This is a genomic window from Bradyrhizobium guangdongense (assembly GCF_004114975.1).
Taxonomy (GTDB): domain Bacteria; phylum Pseudomonadota; class Alphaproteobacteria; order Rhizobiales; family Xanthobacteraceae; genus Bradyrhizobium; species Bradyrhizobium guangdongense.
In genome coordinates this window covers 2,508,942-2,523,528 of the sequence record NZ_CP030051.1, presented here as the reverse complement: position 1 = coordinate 2,523,528, position 14,587 = coordinate 2,508,942, and the positions used below count along the sequence as shown (strand labels likewise).

At 58.2% G+C, this 14,587-nt stretch carries 20 protein-coding genes and 2 pseudogenes; 8 read left to right on the top strand and 14 right to left on the bottom strand.

Annotated features, from left to right (window positions below):
* Nucleotides 1–252 precede the first annotated feature (252 nt).
* The 3 genes and pseudogenes from X265_RS12100 to X265_RS12090 form a co-directional block, all read right to left on the bottom strand.
* Complete coding sequence (locus tag X265_RS12100) at nucleotides 253–711, bottom strand: PilZ domain-containing protein (protein ID WP_244659515.1); 459 nt, start codon at nucleotides 709–711, stop codon at nucleotides 253–255.
* A 398-nt stretch (nucleotides 712–1,109) separates the two neighbouring features.
* Nucleotides 1,110–1,376 (bottom strand): hypothetical protein, encoded by a 267-nt coding sequence (locus X265_RS12095; protein ID WP_128965021.1) that lies wholly within the window; start codon nucleotides 1,374–1,376, stop codon nucleotides 1,110–1,112.
* 78 nt (nucleotides 1,377–1,454) lie between these two features.
* Nucleotides 1,455–1,662, bottom strand: a pseudogene (locus X265_RS12090) (cold shock domain-containing protein).
* A gap of 268 nt (nucleotides 1,663–1,930) precedes the next feature.
* On the opposite strand from X265_RS12090, the gene X265_RS12085 reads away from it, so the two are divergent.
* Nucleotides 1,931–2,200, top strand: a complete 270-nt coding sequence (locus X265_RS12085; RefSeq protein WP_128965020.1) for a DUF7662 domain-containing protein — start codon at nucleotides 1,931–1,933, stop codon at nucleotides 2,198–2,200.
* Nucleotides 2,201–2,227: 27 nt separating this feature from the next.
* On the opposite strand, the pseudogene X265_RS12080 reads toward X265_RS12085, so the two are convergent.
* Nucleotides 2,228–2,908 (bottom strand): annotated as a pseudogene (locus X265_RS12080) (transposase); the annotation flags it as partial.
* Between the two features lie 97 nt (nucleotides 2,909–3,005).
* On the opposite strand from X265_RS12080, the gene X265_RS12075 reads away from it, so the two are divergent.
* Nucleotides 3,006–3,203, top strand: a complete 198-nt coding sequence (locus tag X265_RS12075) for a hypothetical protein (RefSeq protein WP_128965019.1) — start codon at nucleotides 3,006–3,008, stop codon at nucleotides 3,201–3,203.
* Between the two features lie 578 nt (nucleotides 3,204–3,781).
* Here the strand turns inward: X265_RS12075 and X265_RS12070 are convergent.
* Nucleotides 3,782–4,015 carry a hypothetical protein gene (locus X265_RS12070; protein WP_128965018.1) on the bottom strand — a complete coding sequence of 78 codons (234 nt, stop codon included), beginning with the start codon at nucleotides 4,013–4,015 and terminating at the stop codon, nucleotides 3,782–3,784.
* A gap of 995 nt (nucleotides 4,016–5,010) precedes the next feature.
* Between X265_RS12070 and X265_RS12065 the strand changes: the two genes are divergently transcribed.
* The gene (locus X265_RS12065; RefSeq protein WP_128965017.1) at nucleotides 5,011–5,253 is read left to right on the top strand and encodes a hypothetical protein; all 243 of its coding nucleotides are present in this window, start codon (nucleotides 5,011–5,013) and stop codon (nucleotides 5,251–5,253) included.
* Between the two features lie 643 nt (nucleotides 5,254–5,896).
* Here X265_RS12065 and X265_RS12060 read toward each other — a convergent pair.
* Entirely contained in the window at nucleotides 5,897–6,118 is a 222-nt protein-coding gene (locus tag X265_RS12060) for a hypothetical protein (RefSeq protein ID WP_128965016.1), read from the bottom strand.
* Between the two features lie 391 nt (nucleotides 6,119–6,509).
* Here X265_RS12060 and X265_RS12055 point away from each other — a divergent pair, with 391 nt between their 5' ends.
* Nucleotides 6,510–6,746: a hypothetical protein gene (locus X265_RS12055; RefSeq protein ID WP_128965015.1), complete on the top strand. Its 237-nt coding sequence runs from the start codon at nucleotides 6,510–6,512 to the stop codon at nucleotides 6,744–6,746.
* Nucleotides 6,747–6,922: 176 nt separating this feature from the next.
* Here X265_RS12055 and X265_RS12050 read toward each other — a convergent pair whose 3' ends face one another.
* Complete coding sequence (locus X265_RS12050) at nucleotides 6,923–7,294, bottom strand: VOC family protein (RefSeq protein WP_128965014.1); 372 nt, start codon at nucleotides 7,292–7,294, stop codon at nucleotides 6,923–6,925.
* Between the two features lie 114 nt (nucleotides 7,295–7,408).
* Nucleotides 7,409–7,735, bottom strand: coding sequence for a hypothetical protein (locus X265_RS12045; RefSeq protein WP_128965013.1), 327 nt, complete (start codon nucleotides 7,733–7,735; stop codon nucleotides 7,409–7,411).
* 217 nt (nucleotides 7,736–7,952) lie between these two features.
* Here X265_RS12045 and X265_RS41045 point away from each other — a divergent pair, with 217 nt between their 5' ends.
* Together X265_RS41045 and X265_RS12035 are read left to right on the top strand one after the other, a co-directional pair.
* Complete coding sequence (locus X265_RS41045) at nucleotides 7,953–8,213, top strand: VOC family protein (RefSeq protein ID WP_208764271.1); 261 nt, start codon at nucleotides 7,953–7,955, stop codon at nucleotides 8,211–8,213.
* 516 nt (nucleotides 8,214–8,729) lie between these two features.
* Nucleotides 8,730–9,368 (top strand): response regulator, encoded by a 639-nt coding sequence (locus X265_RS12035; protein ID WP_244659514.1) that lies wholly within the window; start codon nucleotides 8,730–8,732, stop codon nucleotides 9,366–9,368.
* A gap of 24 nt (nucleotides 9,369–9,392) precedes the next feature.
* Here the strand turns inward: X265_RS12035 and X265_RS12030 are convergent, their stop codons facing one another.
* The 4 genes from X265_RS12030 to X265_RS12020 all read right to left on the bottom strand — a co-directional run bounded on the left by X265_RS12030 (nucleotide 9,393) and on the right by X265_RS12020 (nucleotide 11,693).
* Complete coding sequence (locus X265_RS12030; RefSeq protein ID WP_244659513.1) at nucleotides 9,393–10,520, bottom strand: GGDEF domain-containing protein; 1,128 nt, start codon at nucleotides 10,518–10,520, stop codon at nucleotides 9,393–9,395.
* A 295-nt stretch (nucleotides 10,521–10,815) separates the two neighbouring features.
* On the bottom strand, nucleotides 10,816–10,992 hold the full coding sequence (locus tag X265_RS40425) for a hypothetical protein (protein WP_164938534.1): 177 nt from the start codon (nucleotides 10,990–10,992) through the stop codon (nucleotides 10,816–10,818).
* Between the two features lie 43 nt (nucleotides 10,993–11,035).
* Nucleotides 11,036–11,365, bottom strand: a complete 330-nt coding sequence (locus tag X265_RS12025) for a nuclear transport factor 2 family protein (protein WP_128965010.1) — start codon at nucleotides 11,363–11,365, stop codon at nucleotides 11,036–11,038.
* A 127-nt stretch (nucleotides 11,366–11,492) separates the two neighbouring features.
* Nucleotides 11,493–11,693, bottom strand: coding sequence for a hypothetical protein (locus X265_RS12020; RefSeq protein WP_128965009.1), 201 nt, complete (start codon nucleotides 11,691–11,693; stop codon nucleotides 11,493–11,495).
* Between the two features lie 1,036 nt (nucleotides 11,694–12,729).
* Between X265_RS12020 and X265_RS12015 the strand changes: the two genes are divergently transcribed.
* Together X265_RS12015 and X265_RS12010 are read left to right on the top strand one after the other, a co-directional pair.
* Nucleotides 12,730–12,930 carry a hypothetical protein gene (locus X265_RS12015; protein ID WP_128965008.1) on the top strand — a complete coding sequence of 67 codons (201 nt, stop codon included), beginning with the start codon at nucleotides 12,730–12,732 and terminating at the stop codon, nucleotides 12,928–12,930.
* 164 nt (nucleotides 12,931–13,094) lie between these two features.
* A complete protein-coding gene (locus X265_RS12010) occupies nucleotides 13,095–13,340 on the top strand; it encodes a hypothetical protein (protein ID WP_128965007.1) in 246 nt (81 codons plus the stop codon).
* A 22-nt stretch (nucleotides 13,341–13,362) separates the two neighbouring features.
* Here the strand turns inward: X265_RS12010 and X265_RS12005 are convergent, their stop codons facing one another.
* Both X265_RS12005 and X265_RS12000 read right to left on the bottom strand, forming a co-directional pair.
* Nucleotides 13,363–13,719, bottom strand: a complete 357-nt coding sequence (locus tag X265_RS12005; RefSeq protein ID WP_128965006.1) for a DNA-binding transcriptional response regulator — start codon at nucleotides 13,717–13,719, stop codon at nucleotides 13,363–13,365.
* A 122-nt stretch (nucleotides 13,720–13,841) separates the two neighbouring features.
* Nucleotides 13,842–14,564: a Crp/Fnr family transcriptional regulator gene (locus X265_RS12000; RefSeq protein WP_128965005.1), complete on the bottom strand. Its 723-nt coding sequence runs from the start codon at nucleotides 14,562–14,564 to the stop codon at nucleotides 13,842–13,844.
* Between the last annotated feature and the right edge of the window lie 23 nt (nucleotides 14,565–14,587).

Sequence of the window (14,587 nt, the reverse complement as noted above, 5' to 3'; positions counted from 1 at the left end):
AACGATAAATGCGATTCTACCTCAATCGCTTAGCCGCTCCTCACGGACGACTACTTTTGTGGGGAACACGCAACGGGAGCTAGTTATCCCCGACCGAGAAGGATTTCGCAGCTTCGACTTCGAAGCGTAGAAACTCTCGATGACGACCGCTTCTGGCCATCGCGTCATTTGCTGCGGTTGCGCAAAGGCGGTCTGTACCGGGGCGAAACGGACATCATCGACAATTTATGAGTACTCGCCCTAATCGCCAACTTAAAGATGATCCTCGAACAAAAGTCCGATCCGGTCACCACTCGACCAGACAAGCCGGCAACTTCTGAGGATACGATCTTTTGCGAGCATAAGCTTAAAGGTAGAACTTACATACCGCTTGGTCGGAAGCTCAATCGCGGCCCCTTGGGCCGACATATTGATAACCCGGCAGCGCAGGCTAGAGCCGTCGCCCGAAATGTAGGCTACCTCGTCGACGTCGATGCGCTCCAGCTTTCGACGTTCGCCACTGTGCACATTATCTCTCGGTAGGCGAGCTAGCTGGGCCTTCTGTCTTGCGAGATCTGATCTGTCTTTGGCGAGCTTCAGTCGCTGCTCAAGCATGTCATGGCCATCGCGTTCGAGACGTTCGATCAACAGCGCTTGGCTCTCAACATCGAGTTGTTTGGCCGCCATTTCTCTTGCTAGAGTCGCTGTTTCGGCATCACAATTAAAAGTCATGGCAATTCCTTAAATTCCGCGAAAACTCAATTGTAACTGCTTTTGCCTGCAAGAACGTTAAACGTGCGTGCGCCTCAACGAGAGTATCGGCCAACACCATTTCGGATTAAACGCAATAAGAACACCATGCCCGCTTACCGTTTGCATCCGGGAGAGCAGGTGATCTCCCCAGATACCTCCGCCGTGTAGACCACCGGTCTCGGTCTTCCTTGGTCCGCCCAGCTCCGAAGGCACAAAAAAGGCGAATCCAGAAAATCCTGGTGCCGAAGACGCCTTTTGCTCGAGCTTCGCTACACACCTCAGCCCAATTGCAAACGAGCTCTGTACTGACGCGCTCCTCACGTGCATTTGGCGGCACTCTGGTCTACCCCCGTACTGTTGAGGTAACGATATCGCAGTCACTCGGCTGCTTCCTCACACCATAGGTGCGCCGCGCGCGCCGCCGTCTCCCAATAGAACACCGGCGGTGTCCTGTGCTCCTGCAAAATCAGGACAAGATGGCGAATGGCCGCGATCACGCTCGCGCGGTGATCGGCGCGGTCCTGCTGTCTCGAACCGAGGTCCGTAAGGAGATTGCTCAGCAACGTTTGCGCTTGTTCCGGCGACGCCTCGCGAGCCGCGTGCAGTGTAAGCAGCGCGTATCGCGCCTCAACGTATTGGCTCATTGCCGCCTGCCTTAAAAATTATGCAATGGAGCGCGATCGAAAATTGCTCCACTGCCGGCCCTGCCGTCCGTCCGCAGCTTAGCCGATCCTCAGGTCCTCGGCCGACTCCTGCCCGACCGGTTAGCCGTGAGCTCATAGCTAACTCGAACACCTTCTACCAGCTCACCGTAACCGGCCTTTTGCACTGCGGTGATGTGAACGAATACATCTAGTCCCCGTCTTCCGGACGAATGAAGCCATAGCCTTTGCTCACGTTGAACCCCTTGACGGTGCCTATTGCCGCGATGCGCTCTCCAGATTCCTCGATGGATTAGATTTGTATCCGAAGATTACCCAAGCGAAGAAGGAAAGCCCTGGCAAATGCCGTTGGGACGAAAGTCCGAGCCGCCGCCCGGCGGCTCTCGGCCACTTGCGATTGTCTCGGACTTGGGATTGGATGTTAGCTTTCTAAACCAATGCAATAAGAAGGAGATGGGTTCTTGCACAGTCTTTTGCCTGCTGCATTAGAGGCGGTATTGCCGAATATCATTGAGAAGCCAAGGTAGGCGATCTCGATGTCGATCTACGATCCCCTCCGTGTAAAGCTAGAGTGCGTCCGTGAGCGATGCGTCGCATTCACGTTTGCCGAGATCGAAGAAATTCTTGGCCGGCCGCTGCCCCGTTCTGCCTACAGGTTCAGCGCATGGTGGGGAAACGAAAGCGCGCTCAAGGCGGGTCACAGCCAAGCAAGAGCGTGGACGAGTGCCGGGTTCAAAACGGGTAGCGTCTCGCTAAGCCGCAAGACCATCGAATTCCATCGCATCTCGCCACGTGTTGCGCCGTGATTGGCAGATTGTATTAGCCACCGTTTTTCAAGGATTTGCTTTCGGCAATAAGGGCACTGCTGAGACGGCGGCCGAAGGATGAGATCGACGATGGCGTGACGTACGGCTGGCATGGTTGGCTGAGGCGGGGGACCGTTGATTCCTTTTGTTCCGCCCCGCGTTTGCGAGGCGGCGATGTTGCAGGAAGGCGTAGGCAATCATTGTCATCAAGGCGTGGCGATGAAGACCTTGCCAAGATCGCCCTTCGAAGTGATCAAGTCCAAGCTCCTCCTTCAGCTGTTGATGCGCCTGCTCACAAATCTACCGTACCTTGATGGTGGCGGCCGGCGCGCGCAGATCCGTCGCAGCCGGAAGATTGGCGATATAGTATTTCTTCTCGCCGGAGGTACGTTGCTCGCCAATGAGCCAGGCTCCGTCGCCTGGGAGATGCTGCTGACCTTCATCCCATATTCGCTGCGGAGGGCCGTCGGCGGTGCGGACACGGAGAGCAGCAAAACGAACTTTAAGCCGACCTTTCGTCCCGCTACGCCAACTCACAGTTTTCCATTTGGCGCCGGCCAGCATTTGTTCTGCGGCCATCGATAAGATATCGGGCACGTGGTGCTTTCGTGGTTTACCGCGGGCTTTGGTAATCGGCCAAATGAGTTTCACATCGACCGGATACACTTTCAGGTGCCGAGGGATACCGACAGCCCAGGTCGGCCCGCGGCCCGGCCTGGAGCCCTCTGTTGGGTCGCCACGGAGGCTCTGAGGCATGAGCGACGCTAATGCCGGGTTTCAGCGGGTCCCGCAGGAGACCGCTGCCATGCTCGGCTACGACATCGAGACGCTTGGTCAAGCTCAACCGGTTCGTCTCGACCGCGCTTTGGCGCTTCGCATCGAAATCGACCGGCTGCAGGTAGGCAACTCTCGTTGTGCTGGCAATCGGGCCATTGGCGGCGGCGCAATAGGAGTGCCGGCAGGCTCGTTAATATCCGAGCACGGCCAGCAGAACCCAGCTTAGCACGAAGATTGCTCCCAGCCCAAGCGTGCAGAAGCCGGCGAGCACGACAGCCCGAGGCCAGAGCGGATGATCCATTCGTTGGCGTGATGCTGACATTGCGAATCTCAATCGGTCATCTGCGGAGCGGGTTACTTTTCGTGGCAGTCTTGGGCAGATCCCTTCCTGATCTGTTAGTCTCGAGGCTGGCACTCAGACAGATCAGCGGAGAAAGCCAGGGCGCGCAGCTCACCCATCATGCCGCGTGGTGCACCGCAATTCCTGCAGGTGATCAAGGTCGTTGGAGGAGTGTTTTCCTTGCCGTCGAAGATAATGCCGATGCTGTCACACCGGCGGCATACGATCTGAAATCCCGAAACCTGTTGTACTCGTATCGCTGCGGACATCGCGCAACTCCGAACAGAGCCGCCGAGCAGCTATCTGCACGACGGCTCGCGCCGGGGGAAATGAGGGAAATGTCCGGCGCTACCAGCGTAGCCAGCCGCACATACTTGGCAACCGAACTCGTGCGTTAAGCTTGATGCCCGCGGTCCGGGTTAATTGGGGCAGTAGGCGGGCTGCCATCAAGCGGCCCACTGATCTCACCCATCTAATGTATAGAGAGATCTGAGCCTCCTCTCGATGATTGCGACCCGGCGAGCGCATTTGGGTGTCATGATTTGGCGGCTGCGTGTCTCGATAACAACGCGCCAACCGCCGCCCTCTCCGTCCGGAATGACAGCAAGCGCCACGCCCGTTGGACAATCCTCGGTAGCTTGCAATTCTTCAAGAAAAATCCAGCTCAAATCATAAGATGAAATGTTCTGCTTAGCCATGCGTTCCCCTCGACCCTCCAGAAGTCTATCGGGGCCGGGTTCCAGTGCAACTCCGTAGATTGCCGGGAAAGAGGAAGCGGCTCAGCTTCAGCAGCAATGAAATTCGAGCCTCGGCACGTCTGGCTAATACCCGGCAAAGCCTCCATTAAGTCGATCCAGGGCGAGAGCGGCTGTCGTTCGGGCCTGGCGTCACGAGACTCATCGGTCTTTGGGCGATGATGATCCTCGGCTTCTGCGGCCTCGGCTTGATGGCGTATCGGCAAGCAGACCGGCAACGCACTCGCAGCCCGCTATTCGTCCTCATCATCAAACACAGCAAAGCCGCTCCTTTTCGGGGCGACTTTTTGCTTTGTGTCAGCGGTCCACCGTTTTCGGGGACGGCGCGCGCCACCATCTTTCCACTTCCGCCGCAACCTTCGCTGGGCTTTACATCGCTCTTTAGAAAATCGCTCACAAGACACAACACGCTCGCAGCATAAACAGATCTGACGAGCCCGTCTGGGCTTCGGCTTACCGGAACTGGAGCGCCAGGAAAAATAGGAACGTTGCTTCGACCACGGACTTTGAAGCCCTTCATCATCCTGGCCAGGAGGCGACGATGCCGATCAAGCGAGGTCACTCGCAAATTCTGTTTCACGCAAGACCGATCGATCTTCGCTTTCAGATGACGGAGGTCATCGCGTTACGGCGCATCGTTGCCGCACTTGCCAGCGCGAGTCCCACAGCCAAGCAAGCCCCTTGACGGGGCGAAAACGGCAACGAAGACGCAAGCCCAACGGAGCTTCCGCTCTCCGAGCGTGGCATCGAGCCGGTGCAGGACGGCCGCACAGATGCCGCCGCCTATTGCGGACAGGGCCCGATCTGACAACCACCCGTGAGGTTTCACGCAGTGGACTTGTGTTTTGCTCGCCACGAAGCCATTTCCCGAAGCGACGAAGCACCTTTGAAACACTGCGTGCGTAGCGTCGCCGCCAATCAACAAGGGGATGGCGATCATGTTAGGCATGCTTCTGGACGCGATCTACGGTGAGGTCATCTCGGCCTCAATTCCCGGCATGAAGACCCAGGGAGCGGCAGGCAGTGCACTCTCCAGCAGCGTAGACAGCGCGGCTTGGCTACCGGAATTGATTGAAGCGCTTGATAACGCTGATAGGCTTCCCGCGCCCAATCAATCGGATATCGATGCCTGCTATACTCAGTTGCTGCGTCCAAGCACGGCTCACCAGACGCTGAATTGAACGCACCCGCTTCCCGCCCTTTCGAGCTCGTCACATAGCCTGAGACCTTCCCTCCATGCGCGCGAGTTCGTCCATGTCGTTCTGATGCTGCCCCTTCGGTGGGGATCAGACTCTCGGCTGCACCGGCCAAAGAGCCTTCCGAGATCGGCCGCGCGTTTCCAAGCTGAACCGCGCGGCCACGGTCTTACTGCCTCGACGAAGTTATGAGGGTCCGATTGGCTCGGCCAGCTTCGATGGCTCCGCGGATGGCGGATGCACTCGTTGCGCTTGCCCCGACGCAGTCGTCATTGCCGATTCGAATTTCCTGCTCGATGCGTTCAGCCGCCAGCTCCGCAGCGGCCATGACGAAGGACAGCTCAGCAACGCTCACGTTGTCGCGGATGTTTGCCATTGGATCGAGCGCGCAGGTCTTGTCGGTCTGGCGGGCTCCAAAAGTGTCAGATAGCCGCCGTCTACGGGCCGAGGTGTTGACGCGCGAGGCGGCCTTGCATGCGGCTCGGGAGGTCGCGCGGCCCGAACCCGGAAAATAGCCGAGGCCGTGCGGGATTTATGCCGCACGGCCTTGGGTGCAACTGTCCAGCCTCCCCGGATTCCGTCGCAGGCGGAGGCTATCAGATTCGCAGTTACGGCCATGCAGCGGGTCTTAGTTTCCCCAATTGCCAGCCCCTGGCAGGTTACCATTGAAGGTCCCCCAAGAGCCCTCGCCGCCGCCCCACGGGATGCCGTCGATGGTATCGCCCTGTCCCACAGTGCCAGGCTCTTTGCTGATCCTGATGCCGTGGTAAGCGGGTGAATTAGCCAAGTTGCGCATACCTCCACTGACCCGTTCCAGCGAGGTCAGGTCCAGTTCGCAGTGCTTCGACATGTGATCCCTCCATCGTGCTCGGGTCCGGTGACGACCCAACCGATGGACGGTATTATCTCTGCCTATTCGACCCAAAACTGTGATGAGGCGCACAGAGCTGCTTCACGGTCGATGCCGAGCGCGGGGATCATAGGGGGATTTTGGCCGGTTGGCAGTTCACCCGCCCTGATAGATCCTGATCCCCCACAGCACGACGACAACGGCCGACACCAGCGTGGCCAAGGTCAGAAGGTTCTCCAAGGAAGCGACTCTCATCTTTAGTCTCCGCTTCCAGCCCATCGGCGATGTAGGTGATTCGCCGGTTTTCTTGCAATTGGTGCCTGGTCCGTAATTTTCCGGAGAATTACAATCCTTTGATCCAGTGAGGCCAACCTTCTCCTTCGTGATCATCATGAAACATCCGCACAACTGGCTGTTGGTGGCGTCGATTATGTGGATCATCCTGATTGGCTGCGCGCTGATCTACATGGTGGCTTTTCAGGGTGCGGTTCGCGACCAACGTATCGATGCCCACATGAAATTCGCCGCTGCCCGCGCCCTCGCTGATCCTGCCACCGCCGCCCGCAAGCTCGTCGAGATCGCCGGCATCGAGCCCGTGCAGGACGGCCGCGAATCATTGAACAATTGATTCGGAAATCCTATAAAGCGCGGCAACATCAAAGATCTGCCAAAGTCGTGCTAGCTGCGGTGATGAAGCACGGCCGCCATGAGGTTCTGAACAACTGTAAGGAACCACAGTTGCTAAGACTTACGATCCGTCTAAGGGTCGGACTAACGGGGACGATCCAGTCCTTGCTGTGATCCTCAAACTGCTGCGCGCAGCCGGCTTGGCCACCCCACCCGCACCAACGCCTCATCTGGATCGGAAAGCGCGAATTCGTACATCCCCCACGGCTTGTCCTCGGGGGACTGCCCGAACTCGCGCGCGGCGGCGTCGACGTCCTCGAGGTAGAGATAGAGGCCGAACGGATTTTGGCCCGGGATCAGCCAGCCCTCGACCGCGCCGGTGAGGTGCAAGTAGCCGCCCTTGCCGTTCGACAGCATGCGATAGGTGTCCGCCTCTCCCGCAGGCCGTTCGCTGTCCGGGCGCGCAAAGCCGAGCCTGTTGTAGAACCGCTCAGACGCATCGAGATCGTTACAGGGCAGGATCGCGACCAGGGCACCGGACGGGCTCATCTCGTTCACTCCGATTGAAAGCAGCACGTGAAAATGTTTCTTCTTGGGGTCCGAGACTTTGTCAGCTTTAAGGTCGGGAGCGCGAGACGATCGAAGGCGCTCGACCGGCCGATGTCAGCCGGCGCCGCCGATCAGCCGGTCGAAGCCGACGAGGGCGCCGAAGACGATGCCGGTGACGACGATGAAAGCTGCAGCATACCAGATCTTGTTCATGGCGACATAATGCGCGAGACCACCGGATGGTTCTGCAAGGGGCGCAAGCCTTGTCGTGATCTGGGGCGCGATCTCGTCAACGACCTCCGCATCAAGATGACATCTGCATGAAAAGGCCCGCGGCAGGTGTTTCCCGCCAGGCTGAACGAAAATTTCGACGATGCCATTATGCCCCTGTTTTGCCCAACCTGTAAAAGCAATGAATTCGCCGGCGTAGGAAGGCAACATCTAAACACAAACCCGAATTGTAATGGCGCGACCGCTGATTTAACGTCGGATAATGCGTGCACAACCACTCATCCTCTGTCGGGACGTTCGGAAGTCGAGCCGATGGTACCAGCGGCTGCTCGGCTGTGTCGGTGGGCACGGGGGTGATCAATATGAAAGATTGTGGGACCCACGGCACCACACGAGCAAATGGGGGAGTGACGGGCTCATCCTGCAATTGCACGATTGGAACGCTGATCATCATCATGGTGCGATCGGGGACCCAGCACAAGCGATCGGTAATGGCATTCTGATTTGGTTCGAGGTGGACGATTTCCAGGAAGTCGTCGCCCGCGCCCGTCAACTCAATGCCGCTGTCGTGCGAGAGGTTCATATCAATCCGAACGCGCAGCACCTTGAACTTTGGATCAAGGATCTCGACGGCTATACGGTGGTCGTTGCATCACCAGACGGAGAGACAGGCTCCGGCACGACATAAGCGGATTTCCCTGTCGGGCAAAGGTCAACTTGATTTGCCGTTCGTCTTGTTTCGAAGTCCGCATCAAATCACGGCGTCGAACGGCGACAGATGTTTCGATTTAGGCTTAGGGTCTGGAAAGCGCGGACCATGACGGCTGCAGTGAGCAGGATGGTTTGAGCCCTTGCGAAACCCATCCTACGAGCTGCGCGAAAGATCCGCATAGGGTCTTGCTTGTGTGCAAACGCACAGGTCGGGCGCGGGCCGTTGCCGCCAATCATTGCAATCGGCCGATGTCGTCGGCTCCGATCGTCAATGACCGGGCCAAAGGGAGTATCGCGGCGGGGTATTGCGGCTTTGGATGCGCTTTCCGGCCTTCACGCAGCGCGGATGGGTGCAATCAGCCTCCATTTGCCGATCACCCGTGTGAGATTATGGGCGAGAACATCGCCATCTCAGCGGCGACATTCTGTAGGCGCTTCATCAAAAAACATACTGACTAGGACTTCGAGCACGGGGGAAGGGACGAGCATCAGGATGTATTTCCCTCGATATACCGGGAGTGAGCCGCAGCCCGGTTCGAGCGACGATGGCGAGCTCCTATCGGAGGGCAGCTCAGTCGAAACAATTCTCGTCGTTGAAGATGATCCCGATCTTAGAAGCCATATCTCGGATGTGCTGCGCGATCTCAATTATCGCGTTCTGTCTGCCGGCGGCGCGCAGTCGGCATTGACGGTCCTGTTGCAAGACAACCAGGCGGTCGATCTCCTACTGACCGACGTGGTTATGCCTGGCATCAACGGACGCGAGTTAGGAAGACGAGCGCAAGAGATCCGGCCACATCTCAGGATTCTCTACATGACTGGCTATTCGCGCAACGCAGTCGTTCACCAGGGGCGGCTAGATGAGGGCGTAGACCTTCTGGAAAAGCCAGTTACTCAGGCAAAGTTGGCGCTGAAGGTCCGCGAAATTTTGGACCGAGCCCATGATTCGCCGGGCGTTCGATCCGGTTGTTTCGAAGCAGGCATTGGTCTGCTCCGGTCATTGCAGACCGCGTGGGAGCGGCTCCCCAGGTCGCTGAAGGGCCATAAGGGGAAGTCACTCCTGCACAAGAAAGACCCCCGCCTGAGGGGGCCTTTGCTTGAGCAATCGACAGCCGCGCAGCTGCTTCATTGAGCAGATCAACCTCTCCAACAATGCTCAACCGACAGCAACCCGATTTCGGCCTGCGTCTTTTGCCTTGTACAAGGCAGCGTCAGCGCGAGCCAAAGTGTCCTCAGGAGCATCATTCGGGCGAACCTGCGCTATTCCGGCCGATAAGGTCACCCTCAAATCATCGGAAACAGAATCCCAATGCTGTTCTGAAATGATTTGCCTTAGCCGGTCCATTACCAAAACGGCCTGATCTTTTGCGGCATCCGGCATCACTACAAGAAATTCCTCGCCACCGTATCTGCCAATCCTATCTATGGAGCGCATATTGCGGACGAGCATGAGTGCAAAGCCTCGCAGTACTTCGTCTCCAGTCGGATGACCATATGAGTCATTGATGCGCTTGAAGAAGTCTATGTCTATGATTGCGAGAGAACACGGCGTACCGGCACGTTGTGCCCGTGCCATTTCATCGTTCAAAGCCCGCATGACGTAGCGTCGATTGAGTACGCCGGTGAGTTCATCGACCTGTGCAAGCTCCTCGATCTTGGCGTGCGCGAGCTTGAGTTCATTCCCGCGCCTGTAAAGTGCCTCGCGCAGGGAAGCGCCGTACAGCCCGGTGAACGCGCACCTGCCAAGAGCAGTGACGAAGCACAGCAAAGCTAGATGTCGATCTGCATACGAATCCATCGGCATAGCAATGCGCTGATTAGTCAGTGTGAAGACGGTCGTGAGGCCAATCGCAGCGTACGCCCAAACAACGCCGGTCTGCCGGGCAGACATACGAAGGGCACCGAAGCCAAGCACCACGAAGATGATACACGCGAAATAGAATCCGACCTCTGGAATGAAATAGATCGCGAGCAGTTCAATACCTATGCTTCCGAGGCTTTGCGGTACCGTGAGGTAGTGATCTCGAAAGCGGTCGTTGAAGTGCAATTCGGAAAGGATCAACGCAATCGCGGTCCATCCCACTCCCGCGGCGACGTACCACGCTGAAGCCGAAATCGATATGGTGCCGTTGAGAGCGTATAGAAACAGGATGGCAGCATCCAGGATGAAGCTGGCCATCTGCGCAACATACATCTGCCGCCGCAAGCGGGCGCGCTTGTCGACTCCCCTTTTGAACTCTGTGCGAGGTTCGATGGTCGTTCGCTGGACTGCAGATTGCGCCATACCAGATTATCCCGATCTTCCCGTCAGGAAACCCCAAAGGCGTTAAGATTCAGAGCGCTGCGGCTGGTTAGCGAACACTTAACCCGGAGCGTTATCGCGCTGCAAAGCGTCACGGTCGGCGACGGCACCACTTTGTGGTGGGCGCGATTCGTGGAGAATGGTCGTCACTCCTGTTGATAACCACTGACACGAAAGACGCAGGTCGCTTCGGGTCAAGAGCCGATGGATCGGCAGACCTCGTCGCAGGCTGGTTATGGCTCACAGCAGAAGTCGCGATAACTGAACTGCATGCCCGCTAAGCCCGCGCTTGCCTCCTGATTGCCCGCTCCACCTCGTCCGCAAGGTTGGACAGATGCTCCGCCAGCAGGGTGTAGAGAGCTTTCTTGTCAGGCTCGGTTGCGAGGTCACGAACCAGAGCCGCTTCTGCTGCATCGGTGCGAAGCTTCTCAAGGCTCATCTGCATGTCTTTCATTGCCTGTCCTCCGGCAAAGAGTGGGCAGCCGGATCTCTTGTCATTAGAGCGGGCCGCAGCGATGAAGGGAGATCAGGCCGCTGTCCGCGTCGAATGAGAGGGTGGCTTGGACGACATCCTGCGGGGTCCGGTAGGTCACAGCCACGATCTCGCCGCCGCAGTCGGCGAGATCAATCAGGTCCCCAGCCGGTTTGTCGATGAACCTCGCGCGCCAATAGGACTTTCGCTTCAGCGAGCCGGACATGGCCTTTTCACCGCCGCAGCCGCAGAGTATCTGCGCGTCGACAGTGTAGAGATCATCGATCGAAAGATCACTCGCGCGATAGGCATCAAGCCAGTCGAGAGCCGCAGCCATTGCATCAAAGGAACTCATTGTCCTGCCTGCTTGCTGGAAGCGGGCGGATTACGGCAGCAGCAATGAACCCCTTGTGAACAGCGAGCGGTCCGCCGAGTTAAAATCCGTTAATGCAAAGCTTCGGCCGCTTCCTGCTCGGGCGAAACTACGGCCCCGGATCATCCTTCCGGGCGGTTCTCGCGATCTCCTGGCGCTCCACGGAGGCCAGAAGTTCGAGCTGGCTAGCCAGCGCGAGGTAGGCATGGCAAACACTGCGAAGGACATTCGCGACGCGTGGCACACTCTCTTGGTTAGCCCGCTCCCGGTATTGTTCGGCAAGAGTGCGGCATTCTTCAGCGTTCAGCATCAGGACTCCAAAGAGAGCTGAACACCGGGTCATTTTCTTCGTTCCTAACGCGGCTTTCGCTGCCTCAGGCTAAGGAAACGTCCGCTCGGGGTCAAAGGCGGCCCTCGGTAGCCGGCACGCCTTGGTCGGGTCATCTCTCGGAAGCTCAACCCCCATTCCATGCAGGTCGAGCGCCTCGACAAACACATCGATCACATGGACGGCATTGTCCTCGCCTACCCAATCCTCCAGACATTCCGGCAAGAGCGTCAGCTCGGATCTGTCCGCGCCTTCAACGAAGCGTCCCGTCCGTATTCCCCATCAGGAAACGGAGGAATCGTAGCTGACTCGTGGCTTTTCACACAGCCAGGGTTCGATAGGCGATATCGCTGTATTCCTCTATAATAGATAGGATCCCAGCGATGCGACTTGGAGTCGGGATGAGGTCACTCACGTGCCGATCGTTTCTATTTGCGCTTACCAGTGTTCTCTGGATTTCAGGATGCATGGCCGATGAAATCGTAGTTCTGCTCAGCGGAGCGACGATCGACCATGACTAGCGGACGGCGAGACCTATCCTAAAGCTGACTTTCGCAGAGGCATCGAAGGAAAAACTGCGCGTCTTTGGGGCTAACAACGTCGGTCAAAAGGTCGAGTTTCGCGCTGATGGACGAGTGCTTCTTACGCCGATTCTCAGAGAGTTAATTGAAAGCGGTACGGTCCAGATTAGTGATCCCAGTTGGACGGAGCAAGCAGCAATTGATCTGGCGAAACAACTCTCCAAAGCGCCGAAAGGGGAAATCGAAAATCCGGCTATTGCGGCCACCTAATTAGTCGCCTTCGGGTCCAAAACCTGTCTTCAAGCTGCCGATCCTGAAACGTCTCCTGGTGGCTCATCAGCTGCCATCATGACTTTGGACAGACAAAAGCCCGCGGCGGAGGCTCTCCTCGCGGGCTGACCGAAGATTTCGATGATGCCATCATTCCCCTGTTTTGCCCAAAGTGTCAAACGAACGATCCGATCGTCTCGCGCGTTGGTCGATCAGGAGGAGCGGCCATGACTTCAAAGACTGCTGCGCCCCGGACGTCGCGAGATCTGCCCGGCCCCAAGACGCGCATCGATAGCGCGCGCGAGACGCAGGAGGCCGTCATCGAGGACGCGGGCGAGACTGACGACGACACAAGGGACCTCCTGCACGGCGAGGGTGGAACCATCGACGCCCCGGCCCAGCCCGGCGATTTGGCGAAGGACGACTAGGCGCAATCCCTTTCGCTGAATGCACACGCCATGACCACTCCGTGAATTTCAATCCGGATTCCAGAGGATCAGCCATTTTTCAGTTGTTGCGGTACCGTTATGTATCGTTTGATACAATGCGAAGCCGCCTGGCTTGCTACTGTTTGCCAACACAGGGGGCAGACATGAAACGGCTGACGAACGCTCTGGGCCAGCTCGAAGCCCCGGACTGCCCTCATTGTCATGTCGCCATGAGATGGTTTCGCTCGGAGCTCGTGCGGGACGAGCAGGAGGCGATCATCGCCCACCTTTTCGTCTGCCCCAATTGCAAGCGCGCCCATCGCGTCGATACCGGGTTCACGCCGGCGCGCGTCCCTCCTGACGAGCTGTCGGCTGTTCGCTTTCGCCTCGTCAGAGGCGGAAAGAGCTAGGCGGGCGCGCGCCGGGAAACGGTCATGCGGCGGCAAGCCTGACGATCTCATCAGGCGCACAGGATTTTGCAAGGCGATGCGCGCGGCCCGGAAGTGGTTGTTGCTCGTTCCCGGCTACGGAGATGATCTTTAGATGCGGAAAGAAGGCGGCCGCGAACTCCGCGAGCGCAGTTCCGTCGGGATCTTCCGGTCGGGAAAGATCGGATATCAGCACATGAAGGTCGGGGCCGACCTTCGCAACGATCAGCTCGGCTGCAACGGGGCTGGCACATTCGATCACGTCGAATGCAGCGGTCGAAAGAGCATCGGCAAGGGAGTGGCGCTGTTCCGTGTCCTGCGTCACCAACAGCGCGAGACGTGGTATGGCGTAGCGTTCCATGATGACCTCCTTGCCCGATAAGTCAGTGCGAGGCCTTTGGTTCGCCCTGCGCTCTTCCGACTCCTGAACGCACGAGCAGACGGCGGCCGGTGGCCGCGCCCCGGCGTTCCCAGGCAAGGGCCTCAGGGACTACTCGAAAACAATTCGGTATAGTGCTTCTTGAGCCAGCCGCTGCACTGACACGATCTTTGCTGAAGCTCCGGCAGGTCCTGGACGCGAAGTTTCCCGCGTGCGGTGCCCAGAATGCCTTCAGCCTTGAAACGCTGGACGATCCGGCTGGCGTAGCTGCGCCCGATCCCCAACAGGGCGGCAAGCTGCTCATGGGTGAGCGTCACGTCCTCGGCGCCCGTGTGCTCGATGATCTGCACGATCCACTTCGCCGCGCGCTGCTCGATGGAATGCACGGCGTTGCAGACTGCCGATTGGCCGAGATACGCCAGCAGGTAATGGGAATATCGCGCCAGCAGCCGTTCCAATCCGCCCGAACCTGCTTTGGCCTCGCCCAGCTTGCGCACCGGCAGTCGAACCAGCGGGCCGCCGGCCTTGACCGAGATGCGCGAATAGGTCGGCAGGCCGTCGCCATCGGCGACGACGCCGACAGCCCCTTCCCGGCCGATCAGGACGGCTTCGACATCGCGGTCCTCGTTGGCCGCGATCGCAAGCGACAGGAGCGTAGGACCGCAGGGGAAGTAGACGTTTTCGACCGGATCGCCGGGATGGTACAGCACCTGTCCGACGGTGCCCTCGCCAACGTCGAAAGAGTGCCTGAAGAACTCGAATTCCTTGCTGCTAAGGGATCCAATGAGGTCATTCAGAGGACGAGAGCTCTCGGGCTTCGGACGCATTTGGCTTGGATTCCGCGGTGGCG

Excerpts from the sequence above, each read along its gene's own strand:
- X265_RS12030 (WP_244659513.1), bottom strand. The coding sequence starts at position 10,520 with ATGGCGCAATCTGCAGTCCAGCGAACGACCATCGAACCTCGCACAGAG.
- X265_RS12035 (WP_244659514.1), top strand. The coding sequence starts at position 8,730 with ATGTATTTCCCTCGATATACCGGGAGTGAGCCGCAGCCCGGTTCGAGC.
- X265_RS12085 (WP_128965020.1), top strand. The coding sequence starts at position 1,931 with ATGTCGATCTACGATCCCCTCCGTGTAAAGCTAGAGTGCGTCCGTGAG.
- X265_RS12000 (WP_128965005.1), bottom strand. The coding sequence starts at position 14,564 with ATGCGTCCGAAGCCCGAGAGCTCTCGTCCTCTGAATGACCTCATTGGA.
- X265_RS12045 (WP_128965013.1), bottom strand. The coding sequence starts at position 7,735 with ATGTTGCCTTCCTACGCCGGCGAATTCATTGCTTTTACAGGTTGGGCA.
- X265_RS40425 (WP_164938534.1), bottom strand. The coding sequence starts at position 10,992 with ATGAAAGACATGCAGATGAGCCTTGAGAAGCTTCGCACCGATGCAGCA.
- X265_RS12050 (WP_128965014.1), bottom strand. The coding sequence starts at position 7,294 with ATGAGCCCGTCCGGTGCCCTGGTCGCGATCCTGCCCTGTAACGATCTC.
- X265_RS12065 (WP_128965017.1), top strand. The coding sequence starts at position 5,011 with ATGTTAGGCATGCTTCTGGACGCGATCTACGGTGAGGTCATCTCGGCC.
- X265_RS12010 (WP_128965007.1), top strand. The coding sequence starts at position 13,095 with ATGAAACGGCTGACGAACGCTCTGGGCCAGCTCGAAGCCCCGGACTGC.
- X265_RS12055 (WP_128965015.1), top strand. The coding sequence starts at position 6,510 with ATGAAACATCCGCACAACTGGCTGTTGGTGGCGTCGATTATGTGGATC.
- X265_RS12075 (WP_128965019.1), top strand. The coding sequence starts at position 3,006 with ATGCTCGGCTACGACATCGAGACGCTTGGTCAAGCTCAACCGGTTCGT.
- X265_RS12070 (WP_128965018.1), bottom strand. The coding sequence starts at position 4,015 with ATGGCTAAGCAGAACATTTCATCTTATGATTTGAGCTGGATTTTTCTT.
- X265_RS12100 (WP_244659515.1), bottom strand. The coding sequence starts at position 711 with ATGACTTTTAATTGTGATGCCGAAACAGCGACTCTAGCAAGAGAAATG.
- X265_RS12095 (WP_128965021.1), bottom strand. The coding sequence starts at position 1,376 with ATGAGCCAATACGTTGAGGCGCGATACGCGCTGCTTACACTGCACGCG.
- X265_RS12005 (WP_128965006.1), bottom strand. The coding sequence starts at position 13,719 with ATGGAACGCTACGCCATACCACGTCTCGCGCTGTTGGTGACGCAGGAC.
- X265_RS12060 (WP_128965016.1), bottom strand. The coding sequence starts at position 6,118 with ATGTCGAAGCACTGCGAACTGGACCTGACCTCGCTGGAACGGGTCAGT.
- X265_RS12015 (WP_128965008.1), top strand. The coding sequence starts at position 12,730 with ATGACTTCAAAGACTGCTGCGCCCCGGACGTCGCGAGATCTGCCCGGC.
- X265_RS12020 (WP_128965009.1), bottom strand. The coding sequence starts at position 11,693 with ATGCTGAACGCTGAAGAATGCCGCACTCTTGCCGAACAATACCGGGAG.
- X265_RS12025 (WP_128965010.1), bottom strand. The coding sequence starts at position 11,365 with ATGAGTTCCTTTGATGCAATGGCTGCGGCTCTCGACTGGCTTGATGCC.